The organism is Halorhodospira sp. 9622, assembly GCF_022228025.1.
In the GTDB taxonomy this organism is placed as follows: domain Bacteria; phylum Pseudomonadota; class Gammaproteobacteria; order Nitrococcales; family Halorhodospiraceae; genus Halorhodospira; species Halorhodospira halophila_A.
The window spans coordinates 1-15,382 of record NZ_JAJNRE010000003.1 but is presented as its reverse complement, the minus strand read 5'-3'; the positions used below and the strand labels follow the sequence as shown (position 1 = coordinate 15,382).

At 67.9% G+C, this 15,382-nt stretch carries 15 protein-coding genes and 2 tRNA genes; 15 read left to right on the top strand and 2 right to left on the bottom strand.

Translation table 11 applies throughout. The annotated features are described in order from the left end of the window. Positions 1–47 precede the first annotated feature (47 nt). From LRG07_RS02310 to LRG07_RS02295, 4 genes are all read left to right on the top strand, one after another. Positions 48–320, top strand: coding sequence for an HU family DNA-binding protein (locus tag LRG07_RS02310; protein WP_201168777.1), 273 nt, complete (start codon positions 48–50; stop codon positions 318–320). 16 nt (positions 321–336) lie between these two features. Then, a tRNA-Val gene (locus LRG07_RS02305) sits at positions 337–412 on the top strand. 47 nt (positions 413–459) lie between these two features. After that, a tRNA-Asp gene (locus tag LRG07_RS02300) sits at positions 460–536 on the top strand. A 100-nt stretch (positions 537–636) separates the two neighbouring features. Then, positions 637–2,211: a peptidylprolyl isomerase gene (locus LRG07_RS02295; protein WP_238641685.1), complete on the top strand. Its 1,575-nt coding sequence runs from the start codon at positions 637–639 to the stop codon at positions 2,209–2,211. A 463-nt stretch (positions 2,212–2,674) separates the two neighbouring features. Here LRG07_RS02295 and LRG07_RS02290 read toward each other — a convergent pair whose 3' ends face one another. Further along, on the bottom strand, positions 2,675–3,466 hold the full coding sequence (locus LRG07_RS02290) for an enoyl-ACP reductase (protein ID WP_201241364.1): 792 nt from the start codon (positions 3,464–3,466) through the stop codon (positions 2,675–2,677). 65 nt (positions 3,467–3,531) lie between these two features. Here LRG07_RS02290 and LRG07_RS02285 point away from each other — a divergent pair, with 65 nt between their 5' ends. The 7 genes from LRG07_RS02285 (at position 3,532) to der (ending at position 12,587) form a co-directional block, all read left to right on the top strand. After that, a complete protein-coding gene (locus tag LRG07_RS02285; RefSeq protein ID WP_238641684.1) occupies positions 3,532–5,427 on the top strand; it encodes an extracellular solute-binding protein in 1,896 nt (631 codons plus the stop codon). A 12-nt stretch (positions 5,428–5,439) separates the two neighbouring features. Further along, positions 5,440–6,528: a microcin C ABC transporter permease YejB gene (locus tag LRG07_RS02280; RefSeq protein ID WP_238637221.1), complete on the top strand. Its 1,089-nt coding sequence runs from the start codon at positions 5,440–5,442 to the stop codon at positions 6,526–6,528. A gap of 4 nt (positions 6,529–6,532) precedes the next feature. Continuing rightward, positions 6,533–7,576 carry an ABC transporter permease gene (locus LRG07_RS02275; RefSeq protein WP_238641683.1) on the top strand — a complete coding sequence of 348 codons (1,044 nt, stop codon included), beginning with the start codon at positions 6,533–6,535 and terminating at the stop codon, positions 7,574–7,576. After that, positions 7,569–9,161, top strand: a complete 1,593-nt coding sequence (locus LRG07_RS02270; protein ID WP_238641682.1) for an ABC transporter ATP-binding protein — start codon at positions 7,569–7,571, stop codon at positions 9,159–9,161. Before LRG07_RS02275 ends, LRG07_RS02270 begins: the two co-directional genes overlap by 8 nt. A 127-nt stretch (positions 9,162–9,288) precedes the next feature. Further along, positions 9,289–10,524: a hypothetical protein gene (locus LRG07_RS02265; protein WP_238641681.1), complete on the top strand. Its 1,236-nt coding sequence runs from the start codon at positions 9,289–9,291 to the stop codon at positions 10,522–10,524. A gap of 237 nt (positions 10,525–10,761) precedes the next feature. Then, positions 10,762–11,055 carry a hypothetical protein gene (locus LRG07_RS02260; RefSeq protein ID WP_201168762.1) on the top strand — a complete coding sequence of 98 codons (294 nt, stop codon included), beginning with the start codon at positions 10,762–10,764 and terminating at the stop codon, positions 11,053–11,055. 113 nt (positions 11,056–11,168) lie between these two features. Beyond that, positions 11,169–12,587: a ribosome biogenesis GTPase Der gene (der, locus tag LRG07_RS02255; RefSeq protein ID WP_201168760.1), complete on the top strand. Its 1,419-nt coding sequence runs from the start codon at positions 11,169–11,171 to the stop codon at positions 12,585–12,587. A gap of 9 nt (positions 12,588–12,596) precedes the next feature. Here the strand turns inward: der and LRG07_RS02250 are convergent, their stop codons facing one another. Next, on the bottom strand, positions 12,597–13,322 hold the full coding sequence (locus tag LRG07_RS02250; protein ID WP_238641680.1) for a PP2C family serine/threonine-protein phosphatase: 726 nt from the start codon (positions 13,320–13,322) through the stop codon (positions 12,597–12,599). Between the two features lie 145 nt (positions 13,323–13,467). On the opposite strand from LRG07_RS02250, the gene LRG07_RS02245 reads away from it, so the two are divergent. The 4 genes from LRG07_RS02245 to LRG07_RS02230 are packed head-to-tail and all read left to right on the top strand — an operon-like array spanning position 13,468 to position 15,243. Further along, positions 13,468–13,905: a permease gene (locus tag LRG07_RS02245; RefSeq protein ID WP_238641679.1), complete on the top strand. Its 438-nt coding sequence runs from the start codon at positions 13,468–13,470 to the stop codon at positions 13,903–13,905. Positions 13,906–13,910: 5 nt separating this feature from the next. Continuing rightward, positions 13,911–14,468, top strand: coding sequence for a permease (locus LRG07_RS02240; protein WP_238641678.1), 558 nt, complete (start codon positions 13,911–13,913; stop codon positions 14,466–14,468). Between the two features lie 50 nt (positions 14,469–14,518). After that, positions 14,519–14,752, top strand: coding sequence for a thioredoxin family protein (locus tag LRG07_RS02235; RefSeq protein ID WP_201168753.1), 234 nt, complete (start codon positions 14,519–14,521; stop codon positions 14,750–14,752). Next, entirely contained in the window at positions 14,749–15,243 is a 495-nt protein-coding gene (locus LRG07_RS02230; RefSeq protein WP_201168751.1) for a TspO/MBR family protein, read from the top strand. The genes LRG07_RS02235 and LRG07_RS02230 overlap by 4 nt, the downstream gene beginning before the upstream one ends. Positions 15,244–15,382: the final 139 nt, after the last annotated feature.

The window sequence follows — 15,382 nt, the reverse complement described above, 5'->3', positions numbered from 1 at the left end:
CCAGCCACGCCAGCATCGAGTAAAAAAACCGAAAAGGGGACACGGGGATGAACAAGAGTGAACTCATCGAGGCGGTAGCCGACTCCGCGGATCTTTCCAAGGCCGCGGCCGCGCGCGCCGTCGATGCCATGGTCGAGTCGGTCACCGACGCCCTGCGCGAGGGGGATCAGGTCACCCTGGTGGGTTTCGGCACCTTCACCGTGCGCGATCGGGCCGCCCGCACTGGCCGGAATCCGCGCACCGGCGAGAGCATCAACATCCCGGCGTCGAAGGTCCCGGGTTTCAAGCCTGGCAAAGCGCTCAAGGATGCGATAAACTAACGGGCTTAGTCGGTTCGGGTGGTTAGCTCAGTTGGGAGAGCGTCGCCCTTACAAGGCGAATGTCGGGGGTTCGAATCCCTCACCACCCACCAGGGGTAGACAAGCGGAAAAAAGTTGTTACAATAATCGACGTAATCACGGAGCGGTAGTTCAGTTGGTTAGAATGCCGGCCTGTCACGCCGGAGGTCGCGGGTTCGAGTCCCGTCCGCTCCGCCAAATCAAAAAGCGGCCCTGACAGCCGCGATAAAAAGGCGCCCATAGTGGCGCCTTTTTTGTATCCTGATCACCTACATGAGCACTCGGCGGAAGACAAGGCATGCTTCAGGCGATTCGTGACGGCATCAAGGGCTGGATTGCGTGGGTCATCATCGGGTTCATCGCCCTGCCGTTCATCTTCATGGGTGGTTACGAATACTTCGGTGGTGGCCGCGAGGACGCGGTGGTCGCCCGCGTCGATGGCGAGGAGATTCCCCGCTCGCAGATCAACCAGGCGGTGGAGCGCCAGCGCGCGCAGCTGCGCGAGATGTTCGGCGGTGATCTTCCCGATGGCGCCTTCGACGCTGCCGCATTGCGCCGCGAGGCCCTGGAGCAGCTCATCGACGAGCGGTTGCTGCACGCCTACGTCGATCGCCAGGGATTGCGGGTTACCGATCAGGAGGTGGCCCAGACCATCCGTAGCCAGGAGATCTTCCACGAGGGTGGGCAGTTCTCCCGGGGTCGATACCAAACCCTGCTTGAGCGCAATCGCATGACGCCGGAGGACTACGAGGAGCTGGTCCGGCGGGACCTTAAGGCCGATCAGTTCCAGCAGGCCGTGTTCGCCAGCAGCATCAGCACCCCCTCCCAGCTGGATCGTCTGGTGCGCCTGCAGGACGAGTCGCGCAGCTTCAGCTACCTCGAGCTCGCCGCCGAGCGCTACATCGACGAGGTTCGTGTCGATGACGCCGAGGTTGAGGCCCATTACGAGGCCAACACCGACGACTACATGGCCCCGGAGGCGGTTCGCCTTGAGTACGTCGAGCTGGGTCCGCTGGCCCTGCGTGATCAGGTCGAAGTGGATGATGATGCGCTCCGCGAGCGCTATGACGAGCGTTACGGCGATGACGAGGACCCGCCGGCCTTCGATGCCGTGCGCGTAGAGCTGCTGGCCGACTACATCCGCGAACAGCACGGCACCGAGCTCATGGAGGCCGGCGATAAGTTCGGCAATATTGCCTTTGAGCAGCCGGACAGCCTGGAACCGCTGGCCGACACCTTCGGCCTGGAGATCCGGAGCAGCGACTGGATCGATCGCGAGGGCGGCGAGGGCATCGGCGAGCTTTCCGGGGTCGTCGAGCAGGCGTTCAGCGAGGATGTGCTGGAGTATGGCTACAACAGCGACCTGATCCGCGCCGACGAGGACCGCTACCTGGTGGTACGGCTCCTGGAACACCGAGAGTCCGAGCCCCGGCCCCTGGAGGAGGTGGCGGATTCCATCCGCGAGGAGATCCGCCAGGAGCGTGCCGCCGAACTTGCCCTGGAGCGGGCGGAGGAGTTGATGACCCGGCTGCGCGATGGTGAGTCGTTGGACGAGCTGGCCGAGGAGCTCGATGTCGAACGCTTCACGGTCGAGGAGGCCTATCGGGACGACCGCAGCCACCCGGCGGCCGTTGTGCGCGAGGCGTTCGCCCTGGAGGAGGGCGGCCATTCCCGGGTGGAGCTGGAGGACGGGGCCGCGGCGCTGCTCCGTCTGGACGACATCAGCCGCGGCGATCCGGACGGCCTCTCGGCTCAGGAGCGTGAGCAGCTGCAACAACAGCTCCAGCGCATGGCCGGGGACTCCGAGGTGCGGGCGCTGATCCGCGCCCTGCGTGCCGAGGCGGATATCGAGATCGCCCGCGAACGGCTCTAGCGGCGGGCGCGGGGGCTCTATCGCTGGCCCCCTGCGGAAGGAGCGCTGGGCGCGACCGGGAAGAGCGGCTCAGGGGCACGACACGGCGAAATGGAGAGCGCTGGGGTGCCCCTCTTCACCGGGGGCATTGAGCGCGCCGAGCAGCGCAGCCCGAGCGGGGAAAAGCGCCGACGCCCGCCGTCGGCGCTTTTAGCGAGGTTTTGTCCGAGCGAAGCGTCAGCGGAGCGAGTTAAGCGAGCGACCCGATCGGGTGAGCCGCGTAGGGGACCGCGAAGCGGCGCGCTCGTCAGCCCCCGGTGAAGAGGGGCACCCCGTCGCTCGCCGGATGGGGCGACGCCCTCCATGAGCCGCTCTTCCCGGTCGCGCCCAGCGCTCGCCTTGTGGAAGCCCCCATAGCAAAAGGCCCCGCGGCTTGCGCCGCAGGGCCTTCGCATTCCACGCCTGTTCCAGGCAGGCGCCGCGTCTAAAGCTCCGCGCCCGACAGCGCCACGCAGTGGAAGCCGCCGTCGACGTGGACCACCTCACCGGTGATTCCCGAGGCGAGATCCGAGCACAGGAACGCCCCCACGTGCCCGACCTCCTCGGTCGAGACGTTCTTGCGCAATGGCGACGCCTGCTCGTTGAAGCTCATCATCTGCTTAAAGCTGCCGATCCCCGAGGCCGCCAGGGTGCGGATCGGGCCGGCCGAGATGGCGTTCACGCGGATGCCCTCCGGGCCCAGATCCGCCGCCATGTAACGCGTGGTCGCCTCCAGGCTCGCCTTCGCCGCACCCATGACGTTGTAGTTGGGCAGGGCCCGCTCGCCGCCCAGGTAAGTCAGCGTGATCAGCGAGCCCTGGCGCTGGCGCAGCATCTCGCGGCCGTAGCGGGCCAGGGCCACGAAACTGTAGGCCGAGATCTCGTGAGAGGTGCGGAAGCCCTCCCGGGTGGTGTTGTCCACGAACGACCCGGCCAGCTCCTCACGCGGCGCGAAGGCCACGGCGTGGACGATGCCGTCGATGCCATCGTCCCAGTGCTTGCTAAGCTCAGAGAAGACGGACTCGATCTGCTCGTCCGAGCTGACGTCGCAGGGGAAGACCAGCTCGCTGTCCACCGAGGCGGCCAGCTTGGTCACCCGGTCCTGGAGCTTTTCGTTCTGGTAGGTAAAGGCGAGTTCGGCGCCTTGCTGGTGCATCGCCTCGGCAATGCCCCAGGCGATGGAGCGGTCACTGGCGACACCGACCACGAGGATGCGCTTGTTCTGCAGGAATCCCATATCTGCTCTCCGGCAACTGTTGCTTGCGTGCGCGTGCCCAGGGGCGAAACGCCGGGGATGATAACATGACCGGCATGCACGCCTTCCCCCGTCCCAGCGGCCGCGCCTGGGCCCGCCTGGCGCGTTGGCTGCTGGGCACGGCTTGCCTGGTGGCCGCGGTGCAGCTGCCGGCCATCGTCGGGGCAGCGCCGGGCTCGTCGGGGGTGCAAGGCCTGGCGCTGCACGGCGAGCCCAAGTACCCGCCGGATTTCTCGCACTTTGACTACGTCAACCCGGACGCGCCCAAGGGCGGGACCGTCATCCGCGAGGCCCGCGGCAGTTACGACAGCCTCAACGGCTACATCCTGCGCGGTACCAAGCCGCCGGGTCTGGGGCTGGTGGTGGATACGCTGATGGCTCACGCCGAGGACGAGCCGTTCTCCGTCTACGGGCTCATCGCCGAGCGTGTCGAGGTGGGCGAGGATGATGACTGGGTGGCGTTCCATCTGCGCGAAGAGGCGCAGTTCCACGACGGGGAGCCGATCACCGCCGAGGACGTGGTCTATAGTTTCGAACTATTGCGTGAGCACGGTCACCCCCGGCTGCGCTCCTACTACCGCCATGTGGAGTCGGCCGAGGCGCTGGATCGGCACAGGGTGCGCTTCGAGTTCGCCCACGCCGGCAATCGCGAGCTGCCGCTGATCATGGGTGAGCTGCCGGTGCTGCCGCAGCACTACTGGGAGGAGCGGGACTTCAGCCGGACCACCATGCAGCCGCCCCTGGGCAGCGGCCCGTACCGCATCGCCGAGGCCCGCCCCGGGCGCAGCATCACCTATGAGCGCGTGACCGACTACTGGGCCGAGGACCTGCCGGTGCGCCGCGGTCGGTTCAATTTCGATCGTCTGCGCTACGACTTCTACCGGGATGCCACCGTCGCCCTCGAGGCCTTTCGGGCCGGGGAGTTCGATCTGCGCGAGGAGAACACCGCAAGGCACTGGGCGACGGGGTACGAGACTTCCGCGCGTCGCGACGGCCGCATGGTGCTCGAGGAGATCGAGCACCGCCGCCCGGCGGGCATGCAGGGGTTCGTCTTCAACACCCGCCGCCCGGTCTTCGAGGACCGCGAAGTGCGCCGGGCGCTCGGCTACGCCTTCGATTTCGAGTGGACCAATCGGCAGCTCTTCCACTCGGCCTACGCGCGCACGGCCAGCTATTTCGAGAACTCCGAGCTGGCTGCGCGTGGCGCGCCCAGTGAAGCCGAGTGGGCGATCCTCGAGCCCTATCGCGACGAGCTCCCCGAGGCGGTCTTCGAGCCGTACCAGCCGCCGGTGACCGACGGCTCCGGGTGGAATCGCGACAACCTCCTGCGCGCGCTGCGCATCCTCGAGCAGGCTGGATGGTCGGTGGGGGAGGACGGCATCCTCCGTCACCAGGACAGTGGCCGGCCGCTGGCCTTCGAGCTTCTGTTGGTCAACCCTAGTTTCGAACGGGTGGCCCTGCCGTTCGTCCAGAACCTGCGGCGCATCGGGGTGCTGGCCCGGGTGCGCACCGTGGACACCACGCAGTATCAGTACCGGCTGGATAACTTCGAGTTCGATATGGCCGTTGTGGTCCTGCCGCAGTCGCCCTCGCCGGGCAACGAGCAGGCGATGTACTGGAGCTCGGCGGCCGCCGAGCAGCGGGGTAGTCGGAACTACGCCGGTGTGCGCGACCCGGTGGTCGATGAGCTGGTCGAGCGGCTGGTCACCGCCGATGGGCGCGATGAGCTCGTGCAGCTCACGCGTGCCCTGGACCGGGTCCTGCTCGCCGGTCACTACGTCATCCCCAACTGGCACACCCCGGTGCACCGGGTCGCCTACTGGGACAAGTTCGGGCGGCCGGAGATCGCCCCCGACTACGGCCTGGGTTTCGACACCTGGTGGGTCGATCCGCAGAGGGAGCAGCGACTGCGCGAGGCCAACGGCCCGCGTTCGGTCCGATAGCCGATGGGGACCATGCCGGCCTACATCCTGCGCCGCCTGTTGCTTATGATCCCGACCCTGCTCGGGGTCATGGTCATCAACTTCCTGATCGTCCAGGCCGCCCCGGGTGGGCCCATCGAGCGGATCAGTGCCGAGCTGGCCGGCACCGGGGTCGAGGCCACCGCGCGGGTGGCCGGCTCCGGGGGCGAGGTGGGCGCCGCCTTCGCCGAGGCCGGCGGTGGCTACCGCGGCGCCCACGGCATGGATCCGGAGCTGCTCGCCGAGCTCGAGCGGCAGTTCGGCTTCGACCTGCCGGCCCATGAGCGTTTTCTCACCATGATGGGCAATTATCTCACCCTCGATTTCGGCGATAGCTTCTACCGCGACCAGTCCGTCCTGGAGCTGATCGTCGAGGCGCTGCCGGTGTCGATCTCCCTGGGGCTGTGGACCCTGCTGCTGGTCTATCTCATCTCCATCCCGCTCGGGGTCCGCAAGGCGGTGCGCGATGGCTCGCCGTTCGATGTCTGGACTTCGGCGCTGGTGATCGTCGGCTACGCCGTGCCCGGCTTCCTGTTCGCGATCGTGCTGATCATCCTCTTCGCCGGCGGCACCTACCTGGATCTCTTCCCTCTGCGTGGGCTGGTCTCCGAGGGGTGGGCGGAGCTCTCCTGGCCCATGCGCATCCTCGACTACCTGCACCACATCGCGTTGCCGGTGCTGGCCATGGTCATCGGTGGCTTCGCCGGTCTGACCATGCTCACCAAGAACTCCTTCCTGGAAGAGATCCACAAGCAGTACGTGGTGACCGCCCGGGCCAAGGGGGTGACCGAGCGCCGGGTGCTCTACGGGCACGTCTTTCGCAACGCCATGCTCATCGTCATCGCCGGCTTCCCGGCGGCCTTCGTCTCGACGCTGTTCACCGGCGCACTGCTCATCGAGGTGATCTTCTCGCTGGAGGGGCTCGGGCTGCTCGGTTTCGAGGCCGCCGTGGACCGGGATTACCCGGTCATGTTCGGGACGCTGTTCATCTTCACCGTGCTCGGGCTGGTGCTGAATCTCGTCGGCGACCTGATGTACGTCGCCGTCGATCCGCGCATCGATTTCGAGACCCGGGAGGTCTGAGCCGGTGCTCGGGTCGCTGTCGCCGATCAATCAGCGTCGCCTGGCCCGCTTTCGCGCCAATCGCCGGGGGTGGTGGGCGCTGTGGATCTTCGTCGGGCTGTTCGTGCTCAGCCTCTTCGCCGAGCTCATCGCCAATGACCGGCCGCTGGTGGTCTGGTTCGAGGGCAGCCTCCACTTTCCCGTGGTCGAGTCGATCCCCGAGACCACCTTCGGCGGTGAGTTGCCCACCGAGACGGTCTATCGCGACCCCCATGTGCAGGAGTTGATCGAGGCGGGGGGCTGGGCGCTGTGGCCGCCGATCCGCTTCAGCTATGACACGGTGCACTTCGGCCTGGCAGAGCCGGCCCCGGCGCCGCCTTCGGCGGAGAACTGGCTCGGTACCGACGACATGGGGCGCGACGTGGCGGCGCGTATCCTCTACGGCTTCCGCATCTCGGTGGTCTTTGCCCTGCTGCTGACCGTGGCCAGTTCGGTGATCGGGGTGGTGGTGGCGGCGCTGCAGGGGTACTTCGGGGGCAAGACGGATCTGTTCGGCCAGCGCGTCGTGGAGATCTGGTCCGGTCTCCCGGCGCTCTACATCATCATCATCGCCTCGGCGTTGATCGAGCCGAGCTTCTGGTGGCTGCTGTTCATCCTGCTGCTGTTCCAGTGGGTCAGCCTGGTGGGGGTGGTGCGCGCCGAGGTGCTGCGCGCCCGCAACCTGGAGTACGTCAAGGCGGCGCGGGCCCTGGGGGCCGGGCACCTGCGGGTGTTGTTCCGCCATGTGCTGCCCAACGCCATGGTGGCCACGCTGACCTTCCTGCCGTTCATCATGAACGGCTCGATCACCACGCTGACCTCGCTGGATTTCCTCGGCTTCGGTCTGCCGCCCGGGTCGCCGTCGCTCGGCGAGTTGCTGCAACAGGGCAAGGACAATCTGCACGCCCCCTGGCTGGGCATCTCGGCCTTCGTCAGCCTGGCGCTGCTGCTCTCGTTGCTGATCTTTGTCGGCGAGGCGGCCCGCGACGCCTTCGACCCGCGCAGGGCGCAGGAGGCCGGGCGTGGCTGAACCGCTGCTGAGCATCCGCGGTCTGCAGGTGGCCTTCGGCGATGGCGCGCCGGCGGTGCGCGGCGTGGATCTGGATATTGCCGCCGGCGAGACCGTGGGGCTGGTCGGGGAGAGCGGCTCGGGCAAGTCGGTCACCGCCCATTCGGTGTTGCAGCTCCTGCCCTATCCATGGGCGCGGCACCCGGCCGGCTCGATCCGCTTCCGCGGCCGCGAGCTGCTCGGCGCCCCCGAGCCGGTGCTGCGCGAGCACCGCGGCGGGCGCATCGGCATGATCTTCCAGGAACCGATGAGCTCCCTCAATCCGCTGCACACGGTGGAGAAGCAGATCCGCGAGACGCTGCTCGTCCACCGCGGTATGGATCGGGTGGCGGCCCGAAGGCGGGTGAGGGGGCTGCTTGAACAGGTCCAACTCCCCGATCCGCAGCGGCTGCTCAGCGCCTATCCGCATCAGCTCTCCGGCGGGCAGCGTCAGCGCGTGATGATCGCCATGGCCCTGGCCAACGAGCCGGATCTACTCATCGCCGACGAGCCCACCACCGCCCTCGACGTGACCGTGCAGGCGCAGATCCTTAGCCTGCTCGCCGACCTGAAGGCGCGGCTGGGCATGGCCCTGCTGTTCATCACCCACGATCTGGACGTGATCCGCCTAGTCGCTGATCGGGTCTGTGTCATGCGCCAGGGCGAGATCGTCGAGCGGGGCGAGGTGCAGCGTCTGTTCAGCCGACCCGAGCATCCGTACACCCGGCAGTTGCTCGCGGCCCGGCCCGCCGGCGAGCCGGTGGCAACGGACGCCCAGGCGCCGGTGCTCCTCCACGGGGCGGGGGTCCGTGTGCACTTCCCGGTGCGCGGCGGTCTGCTGCGCCGGCCGGTGGACTGGGTGCGGGCCGTCGATGGCATCGACATCACCCTGCGTGCCGGGCAGACCGTGGCCGTGGTGGGGGAGAGCGGCTCGGGCAAGTCGACCCTGGGCCTGGCGCTGCTGCGGCTTGAGCGCAGCAGTGGCTCGATCCGCTTCCGCGGTGATGAACTCCAGGGGCGCACGGCGCGGCAGCTGCGCCCCTACCGCAGCGCCCTGCAGATCGTCTTCCAGGATCCCTACGGCAGCCTGTCGCCGCGCATGGCCGTAGGCGATATCGTCGGCGAGGGGCTCGACCTACACCATCCACGTCTGAGTCGTGAACAGCGGACTGCGCGGATCGTGCGCGTGCTCGCGGAGGTGGGCCTCGACCCGGAGACCCGCCACCGCTACCCCCACGAGTTCTCCGGCGGACAGCGTCAGCGGATCGCCATCGCCCGGGCGCTGATCCTCGAACCGCAGGTCGTGGTGCTTGATGAGCCCACCTCGGCGCTGGATGTCTCGGTGCAGGCCCAGATCATCGACCTGCTCCGCGATCTGCAACGTCGCCGCGGCCTCGCCTACCTCTTTATCAGTCACGACCTCCAGGTCGTCCGCGCCCTGGCTCATGAGGTCCTGGTCATGCAGGCCGGCCGAGTGGTTGAGCGCGGGCCAGCAGAGGCGGTCTTCGCCGCTCCGCAGGACCCTTATACCCGGGCTCTGATGGCCGCCGCCTTCCTCTCCTCCTGAGCCATCGCGCTACCGAAGCCCCGCGCCCTTTGACATAGTTTCAAATATGCGCATACCATCGTATTCAAGAACGTTGATACGTTCGCCAGTCGCTGGATACGCAACCTGACAACGCAAAGGAGGGAGCATGCTTCATCGACTGCCCAGAGACCTCGGGGAGAACTACTCCCCGCTGTATTGGCTCGCTGCCCTGGGCGCCGGGGGGCTGACCGTATCGTTTTTCATGTGGCTGATGTTCTGGGTGCCCTACGAGGGCATGGTGCCCTTCTTCGAGGATATCGTGGCGGCGCTGGGCAGCGGTCACGCCGGCCTGCAAACGGCCATCGTACTGGCCTGGGCCGGCATCCTGGCCATGGCCTTCATCCATTTTCGTCTGCTGTTCTGGAACATCCGCGAGCATCGGCGGTTCCTGCAGACCGACGCCTACCGCAAGAACATGCGCGGCAACCGCACCGAGGTGCAGCTGCTGGCCGCGCCGCTGACCGTGGCGATGACCATCAATGTCGGCTTCGTGCTCGGCATGGTCTTTGTCCCGGGGCTGTCGGCCATCGTGGAGTGGCTCTTCCCCGCGGCCATGGTCGCCTTCCTGATCGTCGGCGGCTGGGCTCTGCGCCAGCTCGGCGACTTCTGGGGCCGGGTGCTCACCGAGAGCGACTGCGACTGCGCCGCCGACAACAGCCTGGCCCAGGCCCTGCCTGCCTTCGCGCTGTCGATGGTCGGCGTGGGGCTGGCCGCGCCGGCGGGGATGAGCAGCGTGCCGGCGACAGCGGCGTTCAGTCTGGCGCTGTCGAGCTTCTTCCTGATCGCCGCGGTGATCACTGGCGCCGTCATGCTGGTCCTCGGCGTGCGCGCGATGATGGAGCAGAACGCCAATCCGGTCAGCGCGCCGAGCCTGTGGATCGGCGTTCCCGTGCTGACGATCATCGGCATCACCCTGGTGCGCCAGACGGCGGGCATCGAGGCCCATTTCGGCGCCGAGGCCGGTGGTATCCAGACCCTGGGTCTGCTCACCTACTTCCTGGCTGCGCAGGTCGCGCTGCTGCTGCTCGGTTGGGTGGTGCTGCGCCGCTTCAACTACTTCGGCCGCTTCGTAGTCGGCCCTGAGCGTTCCGCCGGCTCCTACACCCTGGTTTGCCCCGGCGTGGCGCTGGCGGTGATGATCCACTTCTTCACCAACCTGGGCCTGGCCCACCACGGTGTCATCGAGGCCTACGGGGTCGCCTACTGGGCGCTGACGGCCATCGCCCTGGTGGTCCAGGCGGCCACGATCTGGCTGGTCTTCCAGCTCAATCGCAAGCACTTCCGGGTGGATGCCTGGGCGGGGCAACGATTCAGCCCCTCCACCACCAGTTCGTCCTCCTGAGGCCCTCAAGTTGGCCTGGCAGCCGACGACAACAGGGGTGTAGGCAGAAGTGGGATCTGGAACCCGGCACGTGGGTTGCAGGTCCCACGCATATCCGGAAACGCTCCGTGCCACAAGCCCCTTGAGGGCGGATGGCGCGGAGCGGGCGCCGGAACCGGATGGCCGCAACCGGCAATGGAGTGCCGGATAGGCGGGTAGAGAGCCCGGCCCGAGTGATACGAAACGCAGGAGGTAGTGATGTCTGCAGTAGGAGCAGTTGGCGGAGGGGCGCCGAGCATGCCGCCGCCGTCCCAGGGCGCCGGTGGTGACGACCCCTTCGAGGGTGAGGAGATGGAGGGCGCTGGCGGCTCCGAGTTCGGTGGTGAAGCCGCTGGCGGGGCCGACACGGTGGACATCTCCTCGATCGCCGGCGGCGAGGACGTGGGCACCAGCACCGAGTCCTTTGAGGACGATGGTGGGGCAGCCAGCTACGACGCCTCCGGTGGCGTCGACGATCTGGACGCCGGTGGCGAGATCGACGCCATGGTTTGACCTTCCCAGGGGGGCAGCGGCTCACGGGCCGTTGCCCCGTCCGTTATAATCCCCGCCCTCGGACCGCCTTTCCAGCGCGGTCATCCTGTCCCAGCCAATGCGGGGAACGCCCAATGTCTGCGGTAATCGCCCTGGTCGGGCGGCCGAACGTCGGCAAATCGACCCTGTTCAACCGGCTCACCGGCAGCCGGGACGCCCTCGTGGCCGACCACCCCGGCCTGACCCGGGACCGGCAGTACGGCGTCGTGCGCCATCGCGGCAGTCACGCCGTGGTGGTCGATACCGGTGGGATGGGCGAGGAGCTCGAGGGAGTGGGCGGCTGCATGCACGAACAGGCCCGCACCGCCATCGCCGGAGCCGACGCCGTGGTCTTCCTGGTCGACGGGCGGGCCGGTAGCACCGTCGGGGATGAAGAGATCGCCGCCGAGCTGCGGCGGGCGCAGGTGCCGGTGTTCCTGGCGGTGAACAAGACCGACGGCCTCGAGGCCGGGGTGGCCGCCGCCGATTTTCACGGCCTCGGCCTGCAGCCGGTTCACAGCATCGCCGCCACGCGCGGGCGCGGTGTCGGCGAGCTGCTCGACGCCGTGTTCGCTGCGCTCCCGCCCGCCGAGCCGGAGGAGGGGGAGGTCGCCGCCGGGCACGGCATCCCGGTGGCGCTGATCGGCCGGCCCAACGTGGGCAAGTCCACCCTGGTCAATCGGCTCCTCGGCGAGGAGCGGGTGGTGGTCTACGACGAGCCGGGCACTACCCGCGACAGCATCGCCGTGCCGTTCGAGCGCGACGGGCAGCACTACACCCTGATCGATACCGCCGGCGTGCGGCGCCGGGCGCGGGTCCAGGAGACCGTCGAGAAGTTCAGCGTGGTCAAGACGCTGGAGGCCATCGAGCGGGCCTCGGTGGTGGTGCTGGTGACCGATGCCCAAGAGGGGATCACCGAGCAGGACGCCCACCTGGCCGGGCATGTCCTGCAGGCCGGACGGGCCCTGGTGCTGGTTATCAACAAGTGGGACGGTCTCGATCCCGATCAGCGCCGCAAGGTGCGCCGGGATCTCGATCTGCGTTTCGGTTTCCTCGGTTTTGCACGCCACCACTTCGTCTCGGCTCTGCACGGCAGTGGCGTGGGGCTGCTGCTGGAGTCGGTGGACCGGGCCCATGCGGCCGCCCACCGGGATCTGGCCACCCCGGAACTCAACGAGGCCCTGCAGGAGGCGCTCGCCAACCACCAGCCGCCGCTCTCCCGCGGGCGGCGGATCAAGCTGCGTTACGCCCACCAGGGCGGGCATAACCCGCCGGTGATCGTCGTCCACGGCAACCAGGTGCAGCGGCTGCCGCGGGCCTACATGCGGTACCTGGAGAACTTCTTCCGCGACGCCTTCGACCTGTACGGCACGCCGGTGCGCATCGAGTGCCGGGCCAGCGAGAACCCCTTCGCCGACAAGCCCAACCAGCTCACCGAGCGTCAGCGCCGCCGGCGCCAGCGGGTCATCCACCACGCCAAGAAGCGCGAGAAGAAGCGCAAGCGCCGGCGCTAGCCGGGCGGTTCAGGTGCGGACCAACACCACCGAGACGTTGTCCGGCCCGCCGGCATCGAGGGCGGCTTCGATCAGATCCCCGGCGCGCTGGGACAGCGAGCGGTCCTCCTCGGTCAGGATGGCACCGATCGCCGCGTCCTCCAGAGGCTCGGTCAGGCCGTCGGAACAGAGCAGGAACAGATCCCCGGGGTCGCGCGGCAGGCGGGTGACGTCGGGCTCGGCCCAAGTCACCGCGCCGAGCGCGCGCTCGAGGACGTTGCGTTCCGGCGAGCGGCGCCCCTCGGCCTCGGTCATCGCCCCCGTCTCGACCGCGCGCTGGACCGGCGTGTGGTCCCGGGTGAGCCGCTCCAGGCGGCCGTCCCGGAAGCGGTAGATGCGGGAGTCGCCCACATGGGCCAGGGCCACTTCGTCGGGGGCCGCGCAGAGCAGGGCGAGGGTGGTGCCCATGCCCTCGTAGCGGCGGTCGCGCTCGGTATAGGAGAGCACGGCGCGGTTGGCCAGCTGGACCAGATCCGCCGGCTCCCCGCCGGACTCCAGCCAGGTGTGGTCACTGCCGTGGTGGGTGCGGGCGATGCGGATCACCGCCTCCACCGCCAGCCGCGCCGCCTCGGCCCCGTAGGGCAGCCCGCCCATGCCGTCGGCGAGCACCGCGACGCCGGCGCCCTCGTCCCAGTCGATGCGGTCCTCGTTGCGAGGTCGCTGGTGGCCGCGGTGGGTCTCGCCGGCGATCTCCATGGTTCCACGCCTCCTGTTGCAGGGTTGCCAAAGGTTTGAGGTCATCCTAGCCCGCAGAGCGTGCTGCGGGAACCTGTGCCGTGTTTGATATATGTTTAGGCGTATATGACAATGGCTGCCGATCCCGAACTGACAGCCGTCCATCATGCTTGAACTCTTCGCTCATCTCGCCACCTTGATCGTCCACGACCTGCTGGGCATCGAGGCCGGCACGCCGTTCGGCGATGCCGCGCACTTCTTCGTTGAGAGCACGGCGAAGATCTTCGCCCTGCTGGCGGTGCTGATCTACGTCATTGCTCTGGCCCGGGCGTCGCTGAACGTCGAGCGGGTCCGCGCCTTCCTGGCCGGGCGCAATCGCGTCCCCGGCTACTTCCTGGGCTCGACGTTCGGAGCCGTGACCCCGTTCTGCTCCTGCTCGAGCGTGCCGGTGTTCATCGGCTTCACCACGGCGCGGATCCCTATCGGGGTGACCATGGCCTTCCTGATCACCTCGCCGATGATCAACGAAGTGGCCGTGGTGTTGCTCTGGGGGCTGCTGGGCTGGGAGCTGACCCTGATATCTACATCGCCGTCGGTTTTCTGATCGGAATGCTCGGCGGGGCGTTTCTCGACGCCATTCGCGCGGAGCGCTACCTGCAACCGTTCCTGGCCAAGGCCTATGCCGAGGGCAGTGCGCCGGCTGACGGCGCTGCCGGTGCGACGCGGCTGACCCTGCGCCAGCGCCACGACTTTGCCCGGCGCGAGGTGGGGGAGATCTTCGCGCGGGTCTGGAAGTGGGTCCTGATCGGTGTCGGCCTCGGGGCGGCGCTTTACGGCTTCGTCCCCGAGGGCTGGATCGAGGAGCACCTGGGTGCCGGTCACTGGTGGCAGGTGCCTGCGGCGGTGCTGGTCGCCATTCCGCTGTACACCAACATCACGGGTGTGGTGCCGGTGATGGAGAGCCTGATTATCCAGGGGCTGCCCATCGGCACCACCCTGGCTTTCTGCATGAGCACCGTCGCTGCGAGCTTTCCGGAGTTCGTGCTGCTCAAGCAGGTGATGCAGTGGCGGTTGCTGGCGATCTTCTTCGTCCTGCTGCTGTTCGCCTTCACCCTGGCGGGGTGGCTGCTCAATGCCGTGGAGCCGCTACTATTTGCCGGGGTGTGAGGACGGCGGCAGGCCGTTACCATGAACGATGCATAGGAGGAACGGATCCCATGACCATCATTAAGGTGCTGGGCAGTGGCTGCGCCAAGTGCAACAACACCGCCGAGCGGATCGAGCAGATGGCTGCTGATCTGGGTGTGGCCGCAGAGGTACACAAGGAGACGGGGCCGGAGGCCCTGATCCAGTACGGCGTCATGTCGACACCGGCCGTGGTGGTGGACGAGCGGCTGGTCCACAGCGGGTCGGTTCCTGAACCCGAGCAGATCAAGGAGTGGCTGCAGTGAGTCTTTTGATTTTTGTCGCGTTTCTCGGCGCCTGCATGGCGGCGGCCGCCACCGGGGCCATGTTCGGTCCCGGGCGTTGGTATGAGGAGCTGGACAAGCCCACCTGGACGCCGCCGAACTGGCTGTTCCCGGTGGCGTGGACGGTGCTCTACCTGGCCATTGCCGTGGCCGCCTGGCGGGTGGCCCTGTCCGGCTCCGAGGTCCTGGCCCTCGGTCTGGCCCTGTGGGCGCTGCAGATCGCTCTGAACACGCTGTGGACGCCGGTTTTCTTCGGTCTGCAGCAGCTCTTCGGCGGCTTGGTGGTGCTTGGGGCGCTGTGGGTCTCGGTGCTGCTGACCACGGCGGCGTTCCTGGCCGCGGACTGGCTGGCCGGGCTGCTGTTCATCCCCTATCTGGCCTGGGTCAGCTTTGCGGGCGCCCTCAACTACGACATCTGGCGACGCAACGGCGATGCCCCCTCGGCCGGCACGACGGAGCAGGGCGGCGCCTAAGCCGCTCGCCGGGGCCCTTTTACCGGGGCCCCGGCGGCGGTCTGCCGAGACCGCCTGCGCCCCTGGCCGGGGGGGGGTCGGGCCGCTGGGGTGCCGTTGAGCGTGCCGAGCAGCGCAGTCCTTCTGCCGAGACGGTTCG

What these genes read in the sequence shown, in the direction of transcription:
- LRG07_RS02310 (WP_201168777.1), top strand. Translation starts at nt 48, where the DNA reads ATGAACAAGAGTGAACTCATCGAGGCGGTAGCCGACTCCGCGGATCTT.
- LRG07_RS02295 (WP_238641685.1), top strand. Translation starts at nt 637, where the DNA reads ATGCTTCAGGCGATTCGTGACGGCATCAAGGGCTGGATTGCGTGGGTC.
- LRG07_RS02290 (WP_201241364.1), bottom strand. Translation starts at nt 3,466, where the DNA reads ATGGGATTCCTGCAGAACAAGCGCATCCTCGTGGTCGGTGTCGCCAGT.
- LRG07_RS02285 (WP_238641684.1), top strand. Translation starts at nt 3,532, where the DNA reads ATGACCGGCATGCACGCCTTCCCCCGTCCCAGCGGCCGCGCCTGGGCC.
- LRG07_RS02280 (WP_238637221.1), top strand. Translation starts at nt 5,440, where the DNA reads ATGCCGGCCTACATCCTGCGCCGCCTGTTGCTTATGATCCCGACCCTG.
- LRG07_RS02265 (WP_238641681.1), top strand. Translation starts at nt 9,289, where the DNA reads ATGCTTCATCGACTGCCCAGAGACCTCGGGGAGAACTACTCCCCGCTG.
- LRG07_RS02260 (WP_201168762.1), top strand. Translation starts at nt 10,762, where the DNA reads ATGTCTGCAGTAGGAGCAGTTGGCGGAGGGGCGCCGAGCATGCCGCCG.
- der (WP_201168760.1), top strand. Translation starts at nt 11,169, where the DNA reads ATGTCTGCGGTAATCGCCCTGGTCGGGCGGCCGAACGTCGGCAAATCG.
- LRG07_RS02250 (WP_238641680.1), bottom strand. Translation starts at nt 13,322, where the DNA reads ATGGAGATCGCCGGCGAGACCCACCGCGGCCACCAGCGACCTCGCAAC.
- LRG07_RS02245 (WP_238641679.1), top strand. Translation starts at nt 13,468, where the DNA reads ATGCTTGAACTCTTCGCTCATCTCGCCACCTTGATCGTCCACGACCTG.
- LRG07_RS02240 (WP_238641678.1), top strand. Translation starts at nt 13,911, where the DNA reads ATGCTCGGCGGGGCGTTTCTCGACGCCATTCGCGCGGAGCGCTACCTG.
- LRG07_RS02235 (WP_201168753.1), top strand. Translation starts at nt 14,519, where the DNA reads ATGACCATCATTAAGGTGCTGGGCAGTGGCTGCGCCAAGTGCAACAAC.